Here is a 22,518-nt window from a genome sequence, read left to right as displayed (position 1 = left end):
TTTTATTTTTCCCCTTTATTGGGGAGGTTTTAAAGGTGAATTATTTAATTATTAGATATCTCCAATAATAAAAAAAATTAAATCAATTATCCCACAGAAATAATCAATTCTTTCTCCCTGCTCCCTGCTCACTCTTTTCTGGAGATGTCTATTAATTATTAATTATGTTGCTATAGTTAATTTCAAGTAGTTTTTAAGTTTGGATAGTCACATGAGCCTAATTTCTGCAAGAGTTCAGAATTTACCAGCATCTCCTTTTGTCATATTTGGTGCATTAGGAAGAAAATGCGATAATGTTATTAGCTTTGCGAGTGGTTCTCCCGGACACGGATTAATTCCTGGAGTTAAATCTGCTATTTATCAAGCTAGATCGGTAGAGATGTCTCTTTACCGCGCACCACACTATGGTTCACCGAAAGCGCGAACAGATGCAGTTCAATATTTTCAACAACGCTATGGTTTAGAGTATGACTCTAGTGAAATTAACATCACAGCAGGTTTTACCCACTTATTCTACTGTGTCTGTACCACAATTCTGAATCCAGGGGATGTTGTGCTTCTAATTGAGCCTGATTTTCCCCAATACCAACAACCGATAGAATTAGCTGGAGCTAAAAGAGTAATTATTCCGACAAAAGAAGAAGATAATTGGAAGCCAAAACCAGAGGCAATTAAAACAGCATTTGAAAATTATCCAGATGCCAAAATGATTGTTTTCAATTATCCGAATAATCCTTGTGGTGCTGTTTTGACTGAAGCGGACTGGAATGCGATCGCTGATACTTTAATGACAGAAGTTGATAGACGAGCAACAGTCGGAGGGACACCACTATTAGTATTGACTGATGATGCTTATGTGCCATTATTTCATCATCAAGATAGCCATGAATCTGCTACTTTGGGAGCAACATTACAAAAAAGATTAAGTGTAGCTCAGGGAGCGGAGAAACATTCTCTGGAACAATTGATGGAATCATTTTTTATTACCTGTAGTTTATCAAAAGAAAGTGTGGCAGGTTTATTGGTAGGCATAGGAGCTACGAAAAATACTAAGTTGTTGGAATTTTTGAGAATTACTCAAAAAGCAACTCTTATTAGTTCTAATTTTTTAGGAGAAGTAGCCTTAAATGCAATAATTCAACCCGATCCACACAACACTCTAAAATGGGCGCGTAAGATCTACGCGAGTCGCTTAAATCAATTCGCCTTGGGGCTAAATTCTATATTTGAAAAGCATGATCTCTTGAAAGTTTTCGATCGCCAACCAGCAAGTTTTGTGCCGCCAGCAGGAATGTACATATATACAAATTTTTCTCATTTAAAGGGTTTAAAAGTAAGTGTAGATTTTCTGGAACGTATACGGACTATCGTGGCAGGAAAATTTGATTTTCAATCGCTATTTTGTCAAAATCAAATTAATACAAACTTAGATGTGGCATTATGGTTATTGGTGCAAGCTAAAGTGAACGCAGTACCGATGGGAAAACCAGAAGATTGTTATGTACGATTTTCTATAGGTTTACCGCAAGCTCTTGTAGAAATTTCTCATCAAGAAATCGATCGCCAACAGACGGAAGAAAAAGGAGAAAAGCTGATAAGTCAGGCATTAAATCAAATTGATCAAAGTCTACAAAAATTGATACAATTTTAATAGGACAGGACTTACCCAAATTCACCTTAAAAATGCCATCTGTAGGGGCGAATGGCATTCGCCCTCAATTGATTTAGTATCCATGCGTAATATTATGTTCGGATAAACACTAACTATAAAGTCATTGCGACTGGAACGGAGTGGAAGGAAGCAATCTCAGGGTTTTGAGATATTTATTCCATCTATTCCTAATAATAACTATAGGACTTACGCATGAATGCTATTGGTAGTGGACTGTTTCAGCTAAAATAGTGCATTAGATTTGTCATTGCGAACGACAGTGTTTGCGGAGCATTCCGTCAGGAAAGCAATCTCTAGAGAGTTTTCTATTGCATCATTTAAGATGAAACGGTCTAGTAGGGTGTGTTAGCGCCAGCGTAACGCACCAAAACACTAATATATAGAGTCTTTGGGTAAGTCCTGAACTATTTAACCGAACATGATATAACTCCTGTAGGAACAGGACTTACCCAAAGAAACCGGATTTTTATGATACGTTAGACTTCTTGCAGGAGTCAGAGAATAGGGAATAGGGAATGAAACTGTTGATTTCATATCTTGAATTGATCAGGACTTACGCAGAAACGCTATATCGCTATATCTAGTAAGGGCGAATGCCATTCGCCCCTACAGATGGTGTATAACTCTATATTTTGCGTAAGTCCTGTTGATTTCATTTTTTATTTTTGGAGATGTCTGTTATTTTTATTATAGACATCTACGAAAAAACCCAGTTTCTGAGTTTGTCTGCGTAAGTCCTAACGAAAAAGAAAATCTATAGAACCCCTGAAGGTATCTTTGCAAAAGTGCTTATTTTTGGCAAAGGAGTCAGTCTTCAGGAGTCAGAAGTCAGGAGCTAGAGAAATAGGATAGGGGAAAAAGGTAGAAAAATGCCCCCATCTCCCCATCTCCCCATCTCTCAATAGATCCCAAATGGGTTCTATATCCATTTTGATTAAAGGAGTCTCAATATGATCCGAAAACAATTAGATGTCATAGAACTAAAGTCAGAAACACAAAGAGCGATCGCTAACTACTTAATAGATGTGGCAAGTAAAGGTTACGATCTCCAAGATTTCGATCCTCAGATGAAATATGCAGGGACAAAACTTTCCCTATCCCAACAAGAGGGTTATTATCCAAATTGCAATCTGACTGTTATCAAAAAATTAGGTTATGCTGTTAGCGAAATCCTACAAGAGCATGGAGAACAAGCAGCTTTAGATTGTTTCGAAGCTTACCGACAATTGTTTTCATCCGCTAGTAAATGTCAAGAAGGCAATGATGATTCTATTTCCTACATTCAAAAAATCAAAATGCTGCCGGACGATATGTTTTTAGACATAGATCCTGCCGATCTGATTTCTCCAAATGGGTTTAGGATTCCCGAACACTTAAATACTTGGGAAGAGATTCAGAAATATTCAACTAAATTGGTTGTGCCTAAACTACTATTGGGGGCAATTTGTGGGATTCACAATCAATTCCCCTGGATGGATTTAGATATGGATCTCAATTCCACCATGCACACAATGCGTCCAGATCCAGATAAATATGATGTTAATGCTGGATATGGAGGAGGTTCTATTAAGCAACATACTGATGGTTACTGGAATGAGCAGACGAATGTGCCTCTGATTATTGTTTTTCTGAGTATTAGCAATCCTAATCGAGAACCAACTGCTTTTATTCCTATAGAGGCGATTTTTCGGATTCCATCTCCAGAATTGCCAATTTACGACGACTGGGTAGCAGTTTTCCAAGACTTGATACCAGCAGAGCAAACTCCCGAACAATTTGTCAAATGGGTAGTTGAGGAAGCAACTAAACCTCAGTTTTCATTCGTGATGGGTGTATTGGGGGGAGATGCTAAACGAGGTGTTTATGAAACTCCACTTTTAGAAAAAGACGCAAGTTATGGTGGTTATTTATTGAGAGCTAAATCTACATTTCAATCTTCTAATCCAAATGGAAGCTTAGTTGTAGAGTTTACCAATCGCATGATTCAGTTTTTGGGAAATCAGGAAGTGTCAGATACATATTTAGAAGTTTCCCTATCCCCAGGAGAAGTTTATTTAGCTCTCAATGGATCTGGGTTATCAATTGATATGAATTCTAAATATGAACAAGACAAATATTTGTATCCAGTTAAGGGAGCAGCAACTATTCATGGCAGGGGTAAGTTATCAGCAATTCAAGGAAAAATTGATCGAACTTTAGCACGGGGTAATAGTTTGCTCTCTCCCGAAAGAACTTTCTACAGTCCGGAAGATGGAGCAGAATTACTTTTAGAAGAGATGAAAAAATGTTCTTCTAATCCTCAGCAAATATCGTTGGATAGAAATAGTTTCTTTCCAGACAAAGGAGTTGTTAGTAAGCTTCTCCAAGAAGGGGTTCGTGGTAACAAGTTAAAACGATAACAAGATAGAATTCAGAATTTAGAATTGGTAAATTTACCTTTTTTAATTCTATATTTTAGAAGCTGTTTGTAAATTCATATAAACCTCTCTCCAAGCCTCTCTCCTGCGAGGAGAGAGGCTTTGAAACCCCCTTCCCTACAAGGTAAGGGGGCAAGGGGGTTAGGTTTTATTGGTAAATTTACCGTATATAATTCAGAATGAAAAATTGGTAAATTTACCTTTTTTAATTCTAAATTCACAATCTTAATATAATAATTTTGGGTAAAAAAAATGGGTATTAAAGAGAGAGTAGATCGAGTTTACAGTTCTAATAATAATCAAGAACTTACGAAAAACTACGATATATGGGCAGATGAATATGAGCAAGATTTAATAGGAGATTCTGACTATCTATCGCCGGAAAAAGTAGCAGATTTTGTACTTAAATATGTATCTAAAAGTTGCAAAATTTTAGATGCTGGTTCCGGCACAGGTTTAGCTGGTAAAGTGCTATACGACTATGACTACACTAACTTAGTAGCGATTGATATTTCTGAGGGAATGTTGAACAAAGCACGTCAGAAAAATATTTACACTGAGCTATACAAACAAGTTTTAGGAGAAACTTTAGATTTTCCTACTAACTTTTTTGATGCAGTTATCTGTGTTGGCGTATTTACTTATAATCATGCTCCAAGTTCTGCTTTTGATGAGTTGATTCGTATTACCAAACCAGAAGGTTATATTATTTTTACTCTGCGTCCTGACTTTTATGAAATTAACCAATATTTCCAAACAAAGATGACTGCATTAGAATCATCTAGTCAATGGCAGTTTTTAGAACGTGGGGAGAAATATTATTCCCATCCTAATACAAATTCGGATACTATTTTAGAAGTCTGGACGTATCAGGTTATTTCATTAATGGATAATGGATAATTGATAATTACCTCTCCCTTTTAGGGAGACTTTAAACCTGAATTATCTAATTGTTTAATTATGAATTATATCATGTTCGGATAATCAGTTATGAATAAAATTTCAGCTCTGAGAGTAGGGAAAAGATATTACACTTCTACTTTTCTCCTGACTCCTTTCTCCAGGAATTCTGACTCCTGACTCCTGACTCCTGACTCCTTGATAATTATTTATAAGTATTCAACCGAACATGATATTATTTCGGTAAAATATAGAATTCAGAATTAAAAATTGGTAAATTCTCATTTTTAAATTATACAATTCTAAATTCTAAATATTACTTCTCAATAAATTAATGTCAAATTTTTCAGTAATTGATAGCTTTAATCAAGGTTACTTTAATAGCAAAGATATAGATTTGTTTTACCAAAGAGTATCAGGAGAACATACTCATTGTGGCATATTTAAACATTCTGATGAAGATTTACATATTGCCAAGAAACGAACTACAGAATACATGGCATCTCTATTAGAAATAGGCAGTAAAAGTCACTTGCTTGATTTAGGTTCTGGATATGGTGGAGCAGCAAGATACTTAGCTGAAAAATATGGTTGTCAAGTATCTTGTTTGAATATCAGCGAAGAGCAAAATGCGATTAATATTGAACGTAATCAAGAACAAAAATTTAGCGATCTAATTAATGTATACCAAGGTAGTTTTGAAAATTTACCCTTTCCTGACTCTACATTTAATGCAGCTTAGGCGCAAGATTCTTTTTTCTACAGCGATACTCAATTACAAGCTTTTAGGGAAGCAAATCGAGTTTTAGTCAAAGGCGGTAATTTTTTGGTTTGTACCTATTTTTTCAGTGGCGATCGCCCTTCAGAAGCAGACATAAATAAGGTAATGAACTGGTATACAGGAGGAATTCATAAAGTATATTTCTTGCATATAGACGAGTATAGAAAAGTTGCTAAGGAAATTGGAATGTCTGAAATTAAAATTATTGAATTAACAGATAATATTCTCTTGAACTACTTACAACTGTGGCAAAAAATGGAACAAATTCAAGCTGAAGAACAGCTATGGAGTCAAGAATTTTTTGATAAAAAAAAGCAACGATTATTAGATTGTTGTGAAATGGGTAAAAGTGGCTTGATTCAATGGGGAATATTGCATTTTAGGAAGTAGAGAAATCGCTACTTAGTATAACTTTGGACGGAAAAGATACCAAATGGGTTCTATAGAACCCATTTGGTATCTATTATTGGGAAGTGTGGGAGGTGTGGGAGGTGTGGGAGGTGTGGGAAGTGTGGGAAGTGTGGGAAGTGTGGGAAGTGTGGGAAGTGTGGGAAGATGGAGGCATTTTTCTACTTTTTTCCCCTATTTTATATAGAATCCGGTTATACAGTAATTGCAAAATTACTTTCTCTTAATACAGATGTTCTACTGAATACAAATTATAGAATTCATGCTATTCCAATCTTTTCTTTCTCCTGACTCCTGACTCCTGACTCCTGACTCCTAGAGCGATACGATAACTAATTACCCGGATTCTATATTATTTCTTCATCTCCTGACTTCTGACTCCTGACTCCTGACTCCTTTGCCAAAAAGCCTCACTTTGCCGAGATACCAAATGGCTTCTATAGGGCGTTTACAGCAGTTTTCATTTGGGTAAACCACAGTAGGGACGTTCCATGGAACGTCCCTACAAGGGCGTTGCTGAATTAAGGGATGAATATATATTAAGTGGGATGGGCATCCTGCCCGTCCACAAATATTAAGGAACAGGGGTAGTGCGTCAAGGAAGTGTGGGAAGTGTGGGAAGTGTGGGAAGTGTGGGGAGTGTGGGGAGTGTGGGAGGAATAATTGTACCTGTATCTTCCTGGGAAGTGTCTGTCTTTCGTCCTAACTTTTTGGTCTTAAAGGCTGAATTCTTTGCACTTTTTTCCTGACAAAAATCCTACAGCGCTTTTCAAATTGATGAACCACATTGCCATAAGCAAAACCTTGTAGGGACGTTCCATGGAACGTCCCTACTGTGGTCTACTGAAATGAAAACCGCTGTAAAAACTTTATATATCAGTGCTTTTAGATTAGATTTGCCAGTCCTACTAGGGCGTTTCCCACACTTTACGCTCTGCACAACCGGAACAGGCAAGATGCCTATTCCACTTCCACTTCCACTTCCACAAAACTATTAAAATCATCCCGCATTTATGCAACGCTCCCTACAAGATTCTGGTTGTGACGATGTAGTTCATCAATATGAAAAGCGCTGTAATACAAACCTGGTTTCTCTACCAGATTTGATATTACATCGTCACAACCAAAACTCTTCCCACACTCCCCACACTCCCCACCCTTCCCACACTCCCCACACCTCCCACTCTTCCCACACCTCCCACACTCCCCACTTTTACCAAGGAGTACCGATCATCATAAAAGAAGCCCAATAATAAGGATGGGAAAAACTCATGTTTTCAGCAAATTCAGCATTTGGCAGTTTCACACCATCATCCCCAACACGTCCACTTCTTAACCTTCCTGCTTCCAGACGTAGCTCCCCATTAATCATTGCTATCTGTGCTTGTCTCAATGCTTCTGCTTTCACAGTAGTGTCTTGGGAACTCAACTGCCGATAAAATTCTCTCATCAATCCTAAAGTTCCCCCGTCATCTACCTGCCATAAACTGGCTAAAACTGATTTAACTCCCGCTTGCACAGCTAATCCAGCAAAACCTAATTCTGCATCCAAATTACCGAAGGCAGTTTCACAAGCACTCAATACTAATAATTCTATTGGTTCTCCATTTTTGGCTAACTTTCGTAATTCATCAAACTTTAATTGTTCGTTCCATAACTGAATAAAAGAATCATTAGGTGCACTGGGTTGAAAAGAGCCATGAGTTGCTAAATGTACAATTCTTGCTCCCTGTTTTATCCGTTGTTTTTGGAGATTTTCTAATGTAAAACTTTCGTCAAAGAAAATTTTTCCCCGCCAATTTTGCCGAATCATTTTTAACTCTAGAGGAACAGCAGGTAAAGATACTATATTAGGGTCTTGAAAATCTGAAGCTCCCATTGCTAATACTGATAAATCTTTAATATTTTTGTAGCTAGTATCAGTCATATTAATACTAGGAATTAATCCCATACTGTACTTTTCTATCAAGAATTTTTCCCCATCATGGAGAGCGGCAAAAGGAATACTGCGCATGGCTGGATCGAGAGAAAATAGAAGTGTATTTATTCCCTGTTTTTGTAATTCTGGTTCTAGGGGTGAAATTAACAATTTATATAATTTTTGTGAGGCAGTTAAATATTTATTGGGATTGCTAGGACTGGGATGACTTACTCCTCCAATAAAGCTGCGCATTTGTTGACGTAATTCATCATTATTAGCAGCTTCCACTCTCTGAAAAATTGGTGAACCTTCAGAGGTAACTAAAATTAATTCTAGGTATTCAGGTTGAGAAATAATATAAATAACTGCTGGTTTTTTTCCGGTTTGATTAGCAACGGCAGTTAGTGATTCTCTAATACTTTTTTCAGTAATAGTTGGTGAGTTATCTAGATTAATGTTTAATTCATTAGCAAAAGCTGTACTACGAATTTTATCAATTTTATCCAGTGATACTCGGCGATTTAAACTAGCAAGAATTAGATTTGCTGACTGGGTGTTAATAGTTGGTACTTTCGGATCTGAAGTAATATCGCTTCCGAGACTATTATTTTCTTTTTTACTCTCATTGTTAACCAGTTCAGTTGAGGAAGATTGAACTAGAGAACTATCTTCTAATTCACCAGTTTCAGCAGAAGAAACAGTAGATTCTTCTAAATTAGAATTGGCATTTTGCTCTAGATTAATATTTTCGTTAATCACCATATTTTCAGTGGGATATCTCGGTTGAACATTAACTTGGCCGTCAACATTATTAATAGAATTACTGCCACTAGCAAAATTAATTTGATTGCTCATTAGACCGATGGTGCCTCCACCGTTATTTGTAATTTTACCTACTGTTAAATTTTCACCAGAAATAATTAAAGAACTGCTTCTGTTTACAATTGATGTTCGATTGTCTATAGTAAATGAACCGCTGCGATTTTGGTCACTATCGGCTACAAATTTGACCTGAGTTTGAGCTGTATCTAATCTTTGACTATCAGCGTTTAAATTTAGTTGATTATCAGATAAATTATTAATCGTAATATCGTTAGTTGCTGCCAAGGTAACATCTGCATTATTAGTCATTTGTTCTAAAGAATTTTCGGAAATATTCAAGTTGCTAAACTGATTATTTTCTCCATCCAAAACTTGGAAATTATTTTCTGAGTTGACTGTAATATTCTCTGATTCCAGTCGTATCTCCCCAACATTATTATTAGCACTTAAATCAACTGTGCCACTAAGACTTCCTCCACCAGAAATTTCCACAGACCCACCTTCCCCTAAATTTCCACTACCCCGGGCGCTGATGTGGCCAGATATATCAATCTGCTGACCAGCGATCGCTACATTTCCACCCCTACCAGTCAAATTAGCGTTGGCAGAAATTACAGAATCTGAGCTGATATAAATGTTAGTATTATTTTCCTGGTTAACCGTATAATTACTTAGGTTAACTGTTCCACCACCACCATCCCCTGAGACATTAATATTAGCTTGGTTAAGAGCGATCCGATCGCCCAAAATTTCTACTTTTCCCCCTACTACCCTTGTATTGTCCTGACTCAGAGGAGGTACGGAACGGTTAGTAAATTGAGTGTTTGAAGCATCAATATTACCGGAGATAACCACGGAACCGGGGGTAGTTGCTACTGTTTCATCTCCAGTTAGGATAAACTGCCCATTTTGATTCATAGTGACTTTTGTCGCATGACTCCTGGTACCTTCCCCAGTCAACATCTGTGGTAAAGACAAAGGATCTATTTGCCCATCTGGAGTATTTGGTAAGCGATCGCTGGATATTTCCAAATTCAGCAAATGTCCTTCTTGGCTAATTCTTACTATGGACTGATTTGGCACAGCAGCAATACGAATCTCGCCCCCGGGGGCCGTGATAGTGCCATTATTAACGACGCTCCCGGCCATGAGAGTGACGTTTTGTCCTGGTTTGACTTCCAGGTTGCCATTATTAATAATTGGTGCGGGTTCTTTGGGGAAGGTAAAGGCAGTGGGATTTCCCACCAGTGAGGCATAGTTATTTTTATTTATGGCGCTGAACCACTGATTATTAAATTGGATGCCAGTAGCAGTAGTGGCAGACAAAGCTCCGGGTATATTCAGTTGTGCATTTTTACCAAAAAGAATTCCCGCTGGATTAACAATAATTAGGTTAGGATTTCCTCCTTTTACTTCAATTAAACCGTTAATAAATGAAGAGTTACCACCATTTACACGAGTGATAATATTTTTAATTGTTTCGGTTGAGGAAAAGCTTGCTGTTTGACCTTTATCAAGATTAAATTCGCGAAAACTGTGGAAAAGATTTGCTCCGTCTTTTGATAGTCTACCGCCATGAATATTGAAGCGATCGCCTGCTTTTTCAACTATTGTATTTGTACCATCTGTTGATGTTTTAATAGGTTGTGCTTTGGCTACAGGAGGTAATAGTAAGTAGGCTAAATAGCTAATTGGAGATATTCTAGCTGCTATATTTGCGATTGGCGACAGATAGACAGTTGATCGTTCAGAACTGTTTTGAGATTTACTAACTTGAGATTTTTTTGTTTTAATTTCGGAGTTTTTATTTCCTATTTTTCTGAAAATTTCTGTTTTTGCTTTAGATGATTTTGGGGATTCTGATTTCATATTACTTTCTCCGTTTACTCTCGAAAAATAAATAGGAATAGCCGATCATTTTATTGAGCAAAAAAATTAATTGAAATTATATTTAATAATTGCGATTATTTATTAACTATTTGCCGAGCATAATTACGTTCAAAATTGTTCATAATAAAATTAATACTAACAATTTTTAAATCACACAAATATTAAAATAAAATCAAAATTTATCTACATCTTATTTTTATAAGAATAGCTAATTTTATAGCTTGACCTGGTATCTTTTTGTTTCTTAAGTCACTTATGTTGACGGGTATAACCATACTAGGTATCCAACCTTGAATGGTAATAACTTAACCTAGTGGGTCATTTCAGTTATCAGTTAGCTTCATATCGTTTGAACTGCGTTAAAAGTAACTCTGGCGCTCACCATTGGGATTGAAATGATGAACCAAATATTTTTTTTATCCCCTTAAAAAGGGGAGGCAAGAAACCTTATTTTTTAATAAAGTCAAAATCTTAAAATTAGAATTTCAATCAAACTATTCATAATATGTGAATAACACAAATACTAAAATCAAAGCAAAATGTATCCACATTTTATTTTTATAATAGCTAATTTTATAGTTAAATCGTATATTTTTGATGGGTATAACCATATTAGGCATTTTACCTTAGTGGGTAGCAAACTACCTAGCGGTTAATACCAATCACTGGTTGTACCCCTCTTAAAACTGAAATCTGCTAATATATGAAAAAAACAGAAATTTCCTTGACTTTCATGGGTATTTATTAGTATAGTAGATAGTGGGTTTAACCCCTACGGGCTTTTGTACCAAATGGTTGACAAACAAGCATAGGGGTCAAACCAATCATTTGTTATACCACCCGTAAAAAAGGGACTAAAATACATGAAATGATTGGGTAAATTACTTAAATAATTGTTGGTAATTCTTGAATATATCCAAAATATATCCAAATAGTGGGTGTAACCAATCATGTATTTGACTAGCCACACAAATATCTGTTCTTTAAACATTTGATAATTAAGTAAAAAGTAATAATGAACACTAAAGCTTTCTCAAGTCCGATCAAAAAATTTACTGGCCTCCTAGTAACTATCGGTGCCACCGCTTTAATTGGTTTGCCAGTATTAGCACAAAACTATTATTCTGCTGCGATATTTAATCCACGGCGAAACTCAACAAGTCGCAGTGTTGATGGTACGATTGCTGGAGAATTTGATGCAGCTATTAAGTATTATCAGAATTTCCAAACCTTTGCAGAAGCAGTAAACCAAGCAGGGTTAATGGAAAAGTTCCGCTCATCCAATTCCCCTGATGCCAACAAAGTAGAATATACAGTGTTTGTCCCCACAGATGAAGCTTTTGCAGCTTTGCCAGAAGCTACAAGGAAAGAGCTATTCAAACCAGAAAACAAAAAGAAATTGCTTAAACTTTTGAACTATCACGTTGTTCCTGGTACTGTTTCTAATGAAGAGGTGGCTGAGGGAATGGTAGAAACTATTTCTGGCGATCGAATTAAAATTAATCTATATGATACTGAGGAGAAAATTACTCTGAATGAGTCAAGCACTATTGAGTCATCCCAACGTGCTAAGAATGGAGTGATAATATTAGTGGATGAAGTCTTGATGCCACAAAAACTTTAATGAAGTCAGAAGTTAGAAGTTAAATTATAGCGCTATGCGCTAGGGAATAGGGAATAGTAAGCTGTCAAAGGGTTTTTCTTATAGGGAAATGCTCCGCAAACAGGATTTACAAATTTCCGCACCCTTTGCTTCGACTGCTATATTACTTTATTCTCTTGATCGAACTAGAAAAAAGATTTAACTGATAACTGATTAAAAGACATGGTTCCACGACTCAATTATTTTGATAACAGGACTGACACACATCAAACCTAGAAACCCGGTTTTGGCAGTCCTGCTCCCGTAATGGTAGATTACGAACAAGATGCTCCGACTATTCTCGTAGCAAAAATAATTAGGGTTTGCGCTCAAAAGTCTTATGGGTGAGGCACCCCTAACCCCTCCGAGGAGGGGGAGTCAGGAGTTGTAGGGGCGATTCGCTTGCTCGCCCCTACAGGAGGAATGGGGAATGAGCGAGGAGACAGGAGGAAGAATTATCCCTTGATTTTTCTGTGATAGTCAACCCAAAATCCTAACTTTTTGAGACTCCGAGAACGAAAACCTTGTACTTTTTCCAGAGCAAAAAAGGCTAAAACCTTTATCTGTAAATACTTTTAGATTTAATCAACAAGCCCTAATTACAATGCACGACTATCCCGGTTTGATCATAGATTTTTATTGTTTAAACCAAGGATTTTTTGTAGCAACCGAGTTTCGCGTGCGTCAGTGCTAATCATCTATGATTTCACGGTAAGAGTGTCAAGACTCCTCTAAATTATTTGCAAGTGTCACCCACTCCTGGACACTTAAATCTTCTGCACGACTTTGAGGATTGACTTTTAACTTTTCTAATAACTCGGAAAGGCGATCGCGATCGACAACTCCTTTCAGATTATTTCTCAACATTTTCCGTTTACTAGCAAAACCCAATTTAACTAAATTTTCCATTTGTTTTGGATTATTTGCTTGGGGTTCTATTAATTGAGGGCGTAATCGTATTACTGCCGAATCTACTTTGGGTGGCGGATAAAATGCTTTAGCAGGAACATCACAAATAAATTCACAGTTGGCTAAATATTGAATTTTTACTGATAGGGAACTATAAGCTTTTGAGTCTGGTTTAGCACAGATTCTATCTGCTACTTCTTTTTGTAATAATAAGACAATTAAATCATAAGTATTGGTTAGAGGTTGGGCAATGGTTCCTAATAGTTTTTCTAGGATTGGTCCCGTGATATTATAAGGTATATTAGCCACAACTTTATTAAGATTTTGGAAAGCCGGAAATTGTGCCAAATTAGTTTCTAAATCTAGGGATAAAATATCTCCTTGTAACAATAAAAAATTTTCTACAGAGCCAATTTTTTTGACCAATTTTTGACATAAATCTCTATCAATTTCTACTGCAACAAGTGAACCTGCTAGAGGTAATAAACGATGAGTCAGGATACCTGTACCAGGCCCAATTTCTAGGAGGCGATCGCTCTCGGATAATTCAGCAGCTTGGACAATTTTATTCAGAGCTTTATCACTCCTCAGCCAATGTTGAGCAAATCTTTTTCGAGGTTTAATAGTCATTTTAGTTATATAACAGGGAATAGGGAACAGGGAACAGGGAACAGGGAATAGTACATCTGCAATAAGGGGACTGGAACTCAAGAATATTCTCTTTTTTTATCCTCTTAAAAGAGTCGGCACCAGACCCAAATTTTTCGGTCGTAATATGTCGTAATCCTAATTTCAGTTGTAATATTTTATCGTAGGGGTTTGGTTTCCAAATCCTATTTTACCGAATAATTAAGGTATAAAGCCTCTCCTTTAAAGGAGAAATAAGAAAAAATTTTCATGATTAGTCAATTCTCTTCTTTTCAAGGAGAGGTAATAATTAATTAATAATTATTAATTATTAATTGTTGAATACCAAACCCCTACCTACAGTTTTTTCTCACAAATCATTTAGGATTGCTATATAACCAAATTACATGAATTTACAGCAATTTCGGAGGCGCGTGAGGTACAAAATTTTATTTAGTAATTTTGGCAGTTCAAGCATCCTGTTTGTTACAGTCTAGAAGGCTGAACTGCAAAAAGATTAAGTGTACCTCACAATCCTCATGCATTGCTGTAATAGATATCTCCAGAAAAGAGGGAGTGGGGGGAAATAATTGATGAATAAGAGTTAGATAATTGATTTGATTTTTTATTATTGGAGATGTCTAATAAACATTTAATTCCCTCATAACTTTTTCCCGTTTTTCTGGAGGAGATTGTGGCAATCCTTTCCCTAGTAAAGATTCTAATTTTGGAGAAATAATTATAGTTCTATTATTATCTATTATCAGGTGTTGCTTGACCTCTTGTTCCGTCAAAATACCTTTGTTAATATAAGTTTGTAATAACTTATGAATAATCAAGAAAGAATGATAAACAACTGATGTTAACTTAGCTCCAGGAATGTGAATATATTGTTCGCCAGTTTGATGCTGATAATGATAACGAATAGGATTATGATCTCTTTTAGCAACTTCTAATTCATTTGCAGGTTTTTGACCGGGATAAACTTGAAGATTTTTTTTCAACTTTATTGGTTCTAACTGTCCTACCCAAGGTATCCATTGAGATACTCCTTGTTGAATAGCTTGGAGAATAGAAGTTTCATTTCGATTACCAAAATAGTTAGTTTCATCCCTTATCCAACTTATCCAATTTTGAGGTAAATTGAATGGAGTTTTAGCCAAAGGAATATAGAGTTCTGCTTGATCATATTCTAATCCATAAAAAATAGCCAAACGATCCTCACCTGCTTTAATGATTCCTGCGTATTGCCCGCGAATTAGTAACGTACTGGAGAAATTTTCTATCAATTGAGGAATTTTATTCTTGAGATTTTCGGGAATTTTATATAGTCCATAAACTTTTAATTTAACAATATTTCCTACTTCTTTCTCTCCTGAAAAAGAGGGAATTGGAATTTCCAATCCTCCTGCATATCCTGTATTAATAACTGTGTTGAAGTATAAATTTTCTTCATGGTTAATCTTCAGTTTAAATCCTCGATCGCTGAGTTCGATATTAGTCACTCTATGATTAGTTTGCAGATTAATTTTTTGCTCTTTTATTAATTCATTAAGCAATTGACTTAAATGACTACAATATTCACCGATATTTAGAACTGGTTGTTTAACTTTAACTGCTCCATTGAAGGAATTTTTGTCTCCAGTTCCCCATAAAATTTCTTCTGTATCGATCTGCTGAACCAGTTCTTGTGCAGAGCCAAAAATTTGCTCTGATGGATAATTATTAATGTGGTTCTTGTAAATTTCCATCAAATTTTTACTAACATCTTTGAGAGTTACGCCTTTTTGATAAATGGCTGTATTTCCTTCGATGTTAGGAGCTACATAGTTGACATAGTTATCTTCAAAAACATAGTCAGGCATGACTTTTTTAAACAAAATAGTTTGCTTAAACAAAAGTTCTAATGTAGAAAAATGTCCTCCATAAACAAAATGATGTAAAATCCCTGTATTATTAAGGGAAGCACTGTAATGATTTAAGGGAATAGATTCAGCTTCTAGAAGTGTTACTTTGGCAATTCCTAATTGAGAAAGGATAGAAGCAAGGGAAATTCCCATAGCTCCCCCACCAATAATAGCGATTTTTTGTTGTGCTTCTAGGGGAATATTAAATAGTTGTTCGTGAAACATAAATTATCAAGAATAAAGGTTGAAATATTAAAATTTGGCGTTGGTTAATGATTGTATGATTTTTAGTAGTCAGTAGTTAGTAGTTAGTAGTTAGTAGTTAAAATATCTTTTTTCCTTACTATCTATAAATCTTATTCCAATAGGAATTTCATACCTTATTTCACCAATGTCTAAAATTTAAAATGTTGTCAGACAGTAATGTTTATTAATTTAACTTTTCAAAACAATCTTAACCAAGCAAAGATTAATGTAGCAGTATTTTTTGAAAATAGTATAAGCTTTTTAGTAAGCATTCAGCTATCAGCTATAAGCTATTATTTTTGGTATAAGTTTAAAGCTATTAGGACTTACACAAAGAAACCGAGTTTTTAGGAGAAATCGTTGTTTTTAACAATTAACATTGACGAAAAAAACAGGTTTATAGTTTCGCCTGCGTAAGTTCTGAGTTATATTATACCATGCATGAAAAAAGAATGTTACAAATAGTTTTGTCAACAAAAATGGTTAAAGTCAGATGTATATTTGGCAGAATCGAATTATTTCAGGTTCAAAAATGATAATAACAGCTCTTTCTACTGACTACTGACTACTGACTATTGACTACTATAAAAGGAGTTAAAACTAATGACGACAACTAAAATTCACTTGTGGACGGTAACAGAATACCATAAAATGATCAACTGCGGTATTCTTACACCTGAATCCCGTGTCGAACTATTAGAAGGTTGTATTGTTGAAATGAATCCTCAAGGTGCCCCCATGCTGCAACAACTCAACGGACATCTGATTATTTAAAAGTTCAATTAAATCAGAAAGCTCATGTCAGAATGCAGTTGCCAGTTACATTATCAACTTCCGAACCAGAACCAGATATTGCTATTGTTAAAATCGATCCGCAAGTTTATGGCGTTCGCGGAGCGTGGCGTCAGCCGTATCGCCACCCCAGTTCACAGGAAATATTCTTTTTAATCGAAATTTCCGACACAACCTTGAAAATAGATAGACAAGAAAAAACACTTATTTATGCCAAAGCAAATATTCCTGAATATTGGGTTTTAGATGTAAGTAACCGCCAAGTTTATATCTGTCGCTATCCCACACCAAAAGGTTACAAATCAGAAACTATTTTGTCAGATAGTGGAGTAATTAATCCCTTGAATTTTCCATCACTTTCTTTATCTTTTGCAGAAATGTTTTTGCCATAGATAATTGAACTCTTGTAAAAGTTGGGAATAGGCAATAAATTTTCAGGAAGAAGGAACAAAAAAAGAAGCGATCGCTCTCCCCAAATTACCGTTATATAGTATACCCTAAAATCGACGAAATGGTACAAATAAAAAATCAACTTACATTGCAAGAGTTTCTCGAACTTCCTCCTGGAGATGGAGATATTATTTATGAATTTATTGATGGAAAAGCAGTAGCAAAAATGCCACCAAAAAAATTTAATTCTAAATTGACTCGTGCATTATTATATTTAATTGATGAATGGTGCAAAGACAAAGGTGAAGTTTATCCAGAATTAGCAATTAAGTTAACAAAAAAAGGAAAAGATTGGATGCCTGTTCCAGAATTATTATATCTTGCTGCTGAACGTTTTCCTGAAGACTGGGAAGAAGATTTAGCTTGTTCTGTACCACCAAATTTAGTAATAGAAATTATTTCTCCTGGTCAGACATTTGGTAAACTCACAGCTAAAGCTAGAGATTATTTAGATGCGGGTGTATTAAGGGTGTGGGTTGTTGATAGTAAAGCTAGGAGTATTACAGTTTTTTATCCAGATGCACCGCCACAAACTTATATGGGAGATACTGTACTGATAGATTCTTTATTTGAAGAATTAGAATTAACTGCTGAACAAGTTTTTAATAAAGCAGGAATTTCTACTATAAATTAGTTCTAGTTAATTAGACAGCAAATTCTTATTTAAGAGTAAGCATTCAGCTATCAGCTATTAGCTATTGCTGAAAAAAACTGTCTTCAATAATTAATAATTAATAATTAATTATTACCTCTTATGTAATAGAAGGATTGGTTAAAAGGAATTTTTTTCTTCTCAAGGGGAGATTATATGACGCACTTCGGAGCGGCTTTGTAAGAGAGGGATATCTCACCATCCTATCCTAGGTCATGCTCCGCAAACAACCGCTTTTTTCTCCTTTCAAGGAGAGGCTTTAAACCTTATTTTTTCGGTAAAATATTACAACTAAAATAAGATTGCTATCTCGAACGTTGTATGTAATGTCCCTACACACTCCCCCACTTCCCTACTTTAGAAATGTTTATTGAAGGTTGTTCTGTTTTGAACCACTACTATAAGGTATATTATATTCATAGCCTGATTCCCACATCTTAATATCAATTGTATTTTTAAAAGATTTTGAATTATCATCAATTAACTTGGCTTTTATGAGGCAGTAATGCATGAAATTTTTAGATTGTTTTTTGAGGGTTTCCAACCATAGTTTTTCTTCATCAGATAAAGTTGGATTCCGATTGCAGTACCAATCAGAAAAAGCAAATGGTTTTGGATAGATATATGTTAATTCCAAATTCCAAATACCATGAGAAAACAACATTGGTAATTCCTTTTCAATCGAAGCCTGATTTTCATCACCTAATGACATTAAATATGCTCTATATTCTCCACCAATTACCAAGTGTTTAATTGAACCAATCATACTTTTTCTAAAAATTTCAAGTCCATCTAGACCACCATTACAATAAATCTTTCAATTAGGAGTTACTTCAGACATGACTCTGCATCACAAATAAATTGTTTTGTAGATTCATTTTGTAAAGTTGAATTATTGGCATAATTTCTGCTATCTTTTTCATATATAGTGCTTCCCGTTGTTATGAGGTACACCCGTCGCGGGCAAGATGCCCGCACTACAATTTTCAACATTTACCCCGTACATCATTTGCCGGAAATCTGCTGTATAACAATCCTAAATTGATTGTGACAATTTTTATATAGCAGGGAAAGAAATACTTAGGATATTTTTTAATTGCCTATTGTTTGTTAAGTATTTTGTTTGAATTTTTACTATTGTCGTAACAAACTATTTCTTGGCTATAATAAGCTGAAAACATGAGCAAATTCTGACTCCTGACTCCTGACTCCTGACTCCTCCCCCTACCAAAAAACTTTTTCAGGAAACCCTAATTAGTTCTAGTTAATTATATTATCGAGTAATATCATGTCAAAAACTTTCTCTCTTCTAGCTTTTTATACTTTGAAAAAAGAATGTTACAAATAGTTTCAAATAATATATGTGAAATAATTTCCTGAAATTACTGTAGTGTCAAAGTTTTGAACTTATAAAATATGACTTTTAATTTTTAACTTTTAACTTTTAACTTTTAACTTTTGAATTTTGCATTTTGAATTCCCACTACATTTCAGTAAAATGTTTATACAATAAATGATGAATAAATTGATAGCGATCGCCAATTCTTTGTAACAATAATTGACTACTAGCATAATTCAGAAAACGACGATAATTCCAGGGAATATGCCCATTACTAAATAAAACAATTCGCAGCACCAAATTTTTCAATCCGGGCAAACCAATTAATCCACCAATTAATCCACCAATAGCACCACTAATTAACCCTTCCTTTAATTCCCAAATCAAGGTAAAAATAAATCCAAAAGTAAACCCCCAAAATAAGACACTAATCAAATTAACAATTAACTGATATGTCTGTAACTCGCCATGAGGATCTAGCCAACTTGACTGTAATTTTTCTATTCTAAATTCCTGAGTATTTTCTGCTGCCATTCGTTGTGCTAACCATGTCAACCACCGTCTTGTTTGTTCTGGTAGTGGTTCTTGGTTTTTAGAATACCATTTATAGTTATTTTCTCCTCCTAATTGAGAACGAATATAAGCATTTAATAAATATTTTTCTCTTCCATCTTTAGAAGTAATTCTTCTCCAAGCAGCAATTAAAATTTCCTCATAAGCTAAAGTCATCATACTTAACATTAATGGTATTTTAGCTAAATTTAATAACTCTGGTTCATCCTGAATATAATTCCAAAGTTCTCGACTTCTAGCAACCAATAAATAATCTTGAATCTGGCTATTTTTTAAAGGTTGTAACAAAACAGCAGCATTCACTCTTAACTTATTCTGACAATTTTTATAAGCTGCAAAACTACTACAAATAACCAAGTGTTTTGGTTGAAAATCCACTGAGAATTTATTAATCTTTTCTAAGCAATATTCAGACAATTCTAGAGATACTTGATCAAACCCATCTATTAAAGGTAATAATAGCTGATTTTCTAACCACTTCCTAGTAATTTTATTGGGAATATTATACTGAAACTTAAGTTCTTCGACTAACCAATCCGAAATTTCCCGATTATTATTTTGCCATTTTGAAAGGTCTAATAAAACTGGAATTGGCGTGTTTGCCTCCTTTTCCGCCCGAATTATAAGTCTTCTTGCTAATTCCAGTAAAGTTGTAGTTTTGCCACCTCCAGGATTTCCTAATATTAGTAATTTTCCTTTCATCCTGTCAAAAACCTGCATAATATTTACTTTAGCAGGAAGTTGAAAAATAGGGCGCTTTCCTACCTTTACTTCTAAATCCCAAGAACGTTTTAATTGTTGAGGTGGTTGCTGACGGACAAGATTAACTATCACTGCATGGTGTAGAGACTGCGATCGCAGTTGCAGAACTTCTCTCTTAACTGTATTTAATAGTTTATCGCGATTTCTTTGCACCTTTATATAACTCTATTTTTACATGGTTTAATTAGCTGTAGCAATCCTATTTAAGTTGTAATATTTTACTGGTAGGGGCGATTCGCGTTTGCGAATCATTCCGTAGGAAATCGCCCGTAGAGGAATCAGAAGTCATAATTGTCAAAGTTTTTAGTTCAAATTAACTATTATAAAAATTGTCACAACCAATGCTCGGATTGCTATATTATGTAGTTAAAATATTTATAATATATTTGCTTTAATACTTATAGGACTACGCATTAAGGTTAGGACATTTCTAAATCCTGTTTGCGGAGCATTTCCCTATAAGAAAAACCCTTTAAAAGTCTGCTGTTCCCTGTTCCCTATTCCCTGTTCCCTAGCGCGTAGCGCTATAACAGTTCTGCTTGTAATTAAAATTAAAATTGACTCAAAAAGTAAACATCTAAATTAAGTCGATCAGGAGCTAAAAATTATGTCATTAAATATAGGACAACTAATCATTACAGGAATAGCTGGACTTGCCAGTGCCACTTCCATAGCTTATTTCACAATTCAGTCTGGTTCCTCACAACTTGCTAGTAATTCTTTCCAGGCAAAAAACTTGGATAACAACCTAGTTTCTCATCAATCAAAGTCCTCATCTTCAACTCCCAACTCCTCAGATTTAGTTAGTCAAAAATCTAGTCCAGTTGTGATTACACCACCAACATCGGGGTGTAAAATTAATATGGCCATAGTAGACGATCCTGATGCACCTTTGAATGTTCGTAGCAGTCCAGAAGTTAAAAAGGGTAATATAGTTGGTCAACTTAACAATAATACCTTTGTTTCTGTCGCAAATGAACAATCTGGTTGGCTAGAAATTACTAATCCTGTTACAGGTTGGGTTGCCAAGAACCGAACTCGCAGTAGTTGTGCAAAAGTAGATCAGACTATTACTTTTTCCCCAAAAGGTGACACAGCTATTGTTAGAGGTCAGATTATTGGTACTGGTAGTCATAACTACCGAGTCAGGATGATTCAGGGTCAGACCTTAATTATCAAAAATTTAGGAGATGTTTTTCCAGCAATTATTAGTCCTGATGGCCAAGTTATGGCAACAGCATCCAATGTTGAAGGTAGAGAAAGTGAATGGACAGGTATAATACCTGTGAGTGGGGTATATACTTTACAATTAGATTCTAATTTCCGTGGATTTGAATATGAATTTTTAGTGTTAATAGAAGGGAACGAGAATTTTTAGTTCAAACTTTCAATAAATTGTTAATTTTCCTTCTTTTTTCTAGTGGCAATAATTAGGGTTTCCTGATTAAATTTAAAAGTATTGACAGAAAGAAGGCAATTGCCTTCTTTCTGTCGAAAAAAGTATCAGGTTTTCAGCTATTCATGCTCAAAAAGTTAGGATAAAAGGCAGACAAGCACAGAAAAATCAAGCTACAATTACCCCTCCTACTTCCCACACCTCCCACACCTCCCACACCTCCCACACCTCCCACACCTCCCACACGAACCACACGAACCACACGAACCACACGAACCACACCTCCCACACGAACCACACGAACCACACGAACCACACGAACCAACCTCCCACACGAACCAACCTGAAAAGCACACGTCAGAAACCACCACACCTAATTCCCACAACCCCGCACCCCATCCACCCCCTGAAA

General features: G+C 35.4%; 18 protein-coding genes and 1 pseudogene. 12 read left to right on the top strand and 7 right to left on the bottom strand.

The window, feature by feature from the left end:
* Nucleotides 1-211: 211 nt before the first annotated feature.
* From F6K40_RS27365 to F6K40_RS27335, 7 genes are all read left to right on the top strand, one after another.
* Nucleotides 212-1,651, top strand: coding sequence for a pyridoxal phosphate-dependent aminotransferase (locus F6K40_RS27365; protein ID WP_293140262.1), 1,440 nt, complete (start codon nucleotides 212-214; stop codon nucleotides 1,649-1,651).
* A gap of 971 nt (nucleotides 1,652-2,622) precedes the next feature.
* Nucleotides 2,623-4,071 (top strand): hypothetical protein, encoded by a 1,449-nt coding sequence (locus tag F6K40_RS27360; RefSeq protein ID WP_293140261.1) that lies wholly within the window; start codon nucleotides 2,623-2,625, stop codon nucleotides 4,069-4,071.
* Between the two features lie 270 nt (nucleotides 4,072-4,341).
* Nucleotides 4,342-4,989: a class I SAM-dependent DNA methyltransferase gene (locus F6K40_RS27355; protein ID WP_293140260.1), complete on the top strand. Its 648-nt coding sequence runs from the start codon at nucleotides 4,342-4,344 to the stop codon at nucleotides 4,987-4,989.
* Nucleotides 4,990-5,323: 334 nt separating this feature from the next.
* Nucleotides 5,324-5,731, top strand: coding sequence for an SAM-dependent methyltransferase (locus F6K40_RS27350; RefSeq protein WP_293140259.1), 408 nt, complete (start codon nucleotides 5,324-5,326; stop codon nucleotides 5,729-5,731).
* An 84-nt stretch (nucleotides 5,732-5,815) separates the two neighbouring features.
* Nucleotides 5,816-6,160 carry a hypothetical protein gene (locus F6K40_RS27345; protein ID WP_293140258.1) on the top strand — a complete coding sequence of 115 codons (345 nt, stop codon included), beginning with the start codon at nucleotides 5,816-5,818 and terminating at the stop codon, nucleotides 6,158-6,160.
* Nucleotides 6,161-6,243: 83 nt separating this feature from the next.
* On the top strand, nucleotides 6,244-6,405 hold the full coding sequence (locus tag F6K40_RS27340) for a hypothetical protein (protein WP_293140257.1): 162 nt from the start codon (nucleotides 6,244-6,246) through the stop codon (nucleotides 6,403-6,405).
* Nucleotides 6,406-6,768: 363 nt separating this feature from the next.
* Complete coding sequence (locus tag F6K40_RS27335) at nucleotides 6,769-6,927, top strand: hypothetical protein (RefSeq protein WP_293140256.1); 159 nt, start codon at nucleotides 6,769-6,771, stop codon at nucleotides 6,925-6,927.
* A 464-nt stretch (nucleotides 6,928-7,391) separates the two neighbouring features.
* Here F6K40_RS27335 and F6K40_RS27330 read toward each other — a convergent pair whose 3' ends face one another.
* Entirely contained in the window at nucleotides 7,392-10,790 is a 3,399-nt protein-coding gene (locus F6K40_RS27330) for a CHAT domain-containing protein (RefSeq protein WP_293140255.1), read from the bottom strand.
* Nucleotides 10,791-11,826: 1,036 nt separating this feature from the next.
* On the opposite strand from F6K40_RS27330, the gene F6K40_RS27325 reads away from it, so the two are divergent.
* Nucleotides 11,827-12,435 (top strand): fasciclin domain-containing protein, encoded by a 609-nt coding sequence (locus tag F6K40_RS27325; protein ID WP_293140254.1) that lies wholly within the window; start codon nucleotides 11,827-11,829, stop codon nucleotides 12,433-12,435.
* 738 nt (nucleotides 12,436-13,173) lie between these two features.
* Here F6K40_RS27325 and rsmA read toward each other — a convergent pair.
* Both rsmA and F6K40_RS27315 read right to left on the bottom strand, forming a co-directional pair.
* Nucleotides 13,174-13,992, bottom strand: coding sequence for a 16S rRNA (adenine(1518)-N(6)/adenine(1519)-N(6))-dimethyltransferase RsmA (rsmA, locus tag F6K40_RS27320; RefSeq protein ID WP_293140253.1), 819 nt, complete (start codon nucleotides 13,990-13,992; stop codon nucleotides 13,174-13,176).
* A gap of 638 nt (nucleotides 13,993-14,630) precedes the next feature.
* A complete protein-coding gene (locus F6K40_RS27315; RefSeq protein WP_293140252.1) occupies nucleotides 14,631-16,121 on the bottom strand; it encodes an FAD-dependent oxidoreductase in 1,491 nt (496 codons plus the stop codon).
* A 624-nt stretch (nucleotides 16,122-16,745) separates the two neighbouring features.
* Here F6K40_RS27315 and F6K40_RS27310 point away from each other — a divergent pair.
* From F6K40_RS27310 to F6K40_RS27300, 3 genes and pseudogenes are all read left to right on the top strand, one after another.
* A complete protein-coding gene (locus F6K40_RS27310) occupies nucleotides 16,746-16,916 on the top strand; it encodes a hypothetical protein (protein WP_293140251.1) in 171 nt (56 codons plus the stop codon).
* 23 nt (nucleotides 16,917-16,939) lie between these two features.
* Nucleotides 16,940-17,326: pseudogene (locus tag F6K40_RS27305) on the top strand (Uma2 family endonuclease); the annotation flags it as partial.
* A gap of 119 nt (nucleotides 17,327-17,445) precedes the next feature.
* Nucleotides 17,446-18,018, top strand: coding sequence for a Uma2 family endonuclease (locus F6K40_RS27300; RefSeq protein WP_293140250.1), 573 nt, complete (start codon nucleotides 17,446-17,448; stop codon nucleotides 18,016-18,018).
* 385 nt (nucleotides 18,019-18,403) lie between these two features.
* Here F6K40_RS27300 and F6K40_RS27295 read toward each other — a convergent pair whose 3' ends face one another.
* The 3 genes from F6K40_RS27295 to F6K40_RS27285 all read right to left on the bottom strand — a co-directional run bounded on the left by F6K40_RS27295 (nucleotide 18,404) and on the right by F6K40_RS27285 (nucleotide 20,863).
* A complete protein-coding gene (locus tag F6K40_RS27295; protein WP_293140249.1) occupies nucleotides 18,404-18,802 on the bottom strand; it encodes a hypothetical protein in 399 nt (132 codons plus the stop codon).
* A 62-nt stretch (nucleotides 18,803-18,864) separates the two neighbouring features.
* Nucleotides 18,865-19,029: a hypothetical protein gene (locus tag F6K40_RS27290; RefSeq protein ID WP_293140248.1), complete on the bottom strand. Its 165-nt coding sequence runs from the start codon at nucleotides 19,027-19,029 to the stop codon at nucleotides 18,865-18,867.
* Nucleotides 19,030-19,519: 490 nt separating this feature from the next.
* A complete protein-coding gene (locus F6K40_RS27285) occupies nucleotides 19,520-20,863 on the bottom strand; it encodes an NACHT domain-containing protein (RefSeq protein ID WP_293140247.1) in 1,344 nt (447 codons plus the stop codon).
* A 454-nt stretch (nucleotides 20,864-21,317) separates the two neighbouring features.
* Here F6K40_RS27285 and F6K40_RS27280 point away from each other — a divergent pair, with 454 nt between their 5' ends.
* Nucleotides 21,318-22,088 (top strand): SH3 domain-containing protein, encoded by a 771-nt coding sequence (locus F6K40_RS27280; protein ID WP_293140246.1) that lies wholly within the window; start codon nucleotides 21,318-21,320, stop codon nucleotides 22,086-22,088.
* 133 nt (nucleotides 22,089-22,221) lie between these two features.
* Here F6K40_RS27280 and F6K40_RS27275 read toward each other — a convergent pair whose 3' ends face one another.
* The gene (locus tag F6K40_RS27275) at nucleotides 22,222-22,404 is read right to left on the bottom strand and encodes a hypothetical protein (RefSeq protein WP_293140245.1); all 183 of its coding nucleotides are present in this window, start codon (nucleotides 22,402-22,404) and stop codon (nucleotides 22,222-22,224) included.
* Nucleotides 22,405-22,518: the final 114 nt, after the last annotated feature.

Source organism: Okeania sp. SIO3I5, assembly GCF_010672085.1.
In the GTDB taxonomy this organism is placed as follows: domain Bacteria; phylum Cyanobacteriota; class Cyanobacteriia; order Cyanobacteriales; family Microcoleaceae; genus Trichodesmium.
The sequence above is the reverse complement of the archived record's forward strand: the minus strand, read 5'-3'. Positions and strand labels throughout refer to the sequence as shown.

What these genes read in the sequence shown, in the direction of transcription:
- F6K40_RS27360 (WP_293140261.1), top strand. Translation starts at nt 2,623, where the DNA reads ATGATCCGAAAACAATTAGATGTCATAGAACTAAAGTCAGAAACACAA.
- F6K40_RS27310 (WP_293140251.1), top strand. Translation starts at nt 16,746, where the DNA reads ATGACGACAACTAAAATTCACTTGTGGACGGTAACAGAATACCATAAA.
- F6K40_RS27330 (WP_293140255.1), bottom strand. Translation starts at nt 10,790, where the DNA reads ATGAAATCAGAATCCCCAAAATCATCTAAAGCAAAAACAGAAATTTTC.
- F6K40_RS27300 (WP_293140250.1), top strand. Translation starts at nt 17,446, where the DNA reads ATGGTACAAATAAAAAATCAACTTACATTGCAAGAGTTTCTCGAACTT.
- F6K40_RS27325 (WP_293140254.1), top strand. Translation starts at nt 11,827, where the DNA reads ATGAACACTAAAGCTTTCTCAAGTCCGATCAAAAAATTTACTGGCCTC.
- rsmA (WP_293140253.1), bottom strand. Translation starts at nt 13,992, where the DNA reads ATGACTATTAAACCTCGAAAAAGATTTGCTCAACATTGGCTGAGGAGT.
- F6K40_RS27295 (WP_293140249.1), bottom strand. Translation starts at nt 18,802, where the DNA reads ATGATTGGTTCAATTAAACACTTGGTAATTGGTGGAGAATATAGAGCA.
- F6K40_RS27355 (WP_293140260.1), top strand. Translation starts at nt 4,342, where the DNA reads ATGGGTATTAAAGAGAGAGTAGATCGAGTTTACAGTTCTAATAATAAT.
- F6K40_RS27280 (WP_293140246.1), top strand. Translation starts at nt 21,318, where the DNA reads ATGTCATTAAATATAGGACAACTAATCATTACAGGAATAGCTGGACTT.
- F6K40_RS27350 (WP_293140259.1), top strand. Translation starts at nt 5,324, where the DNA reads ATGTCAAATTTTTCAGTAATTGATAGCTTTAATCAAGGTTACTTTAAT.
- F6K40_RS27315 (WP_293140252.1), bottom strand. Translation starts at nt 16,121, where the DNA reads ATGTTTCACGAACAACTATTTAATATTCCCCTAGAAGCACAACAAAAA.
- F6K40_RS27365 (WP_293140262.1), top strand. Translation starts at nt 212, where the DNA reads ATGAGCCTAATTTCTGCAAGAGTTCAGAATTTACCAGCATCTCCTTTT.
- F6K40_RS27290 (WP_293140248.1), bottom strand. Translation starts at nt 19,029, where the DNA reads ATGTTGAAAATTGTAGTGCGGGCATCTTGCCCGCGACGGGTGTACCTC.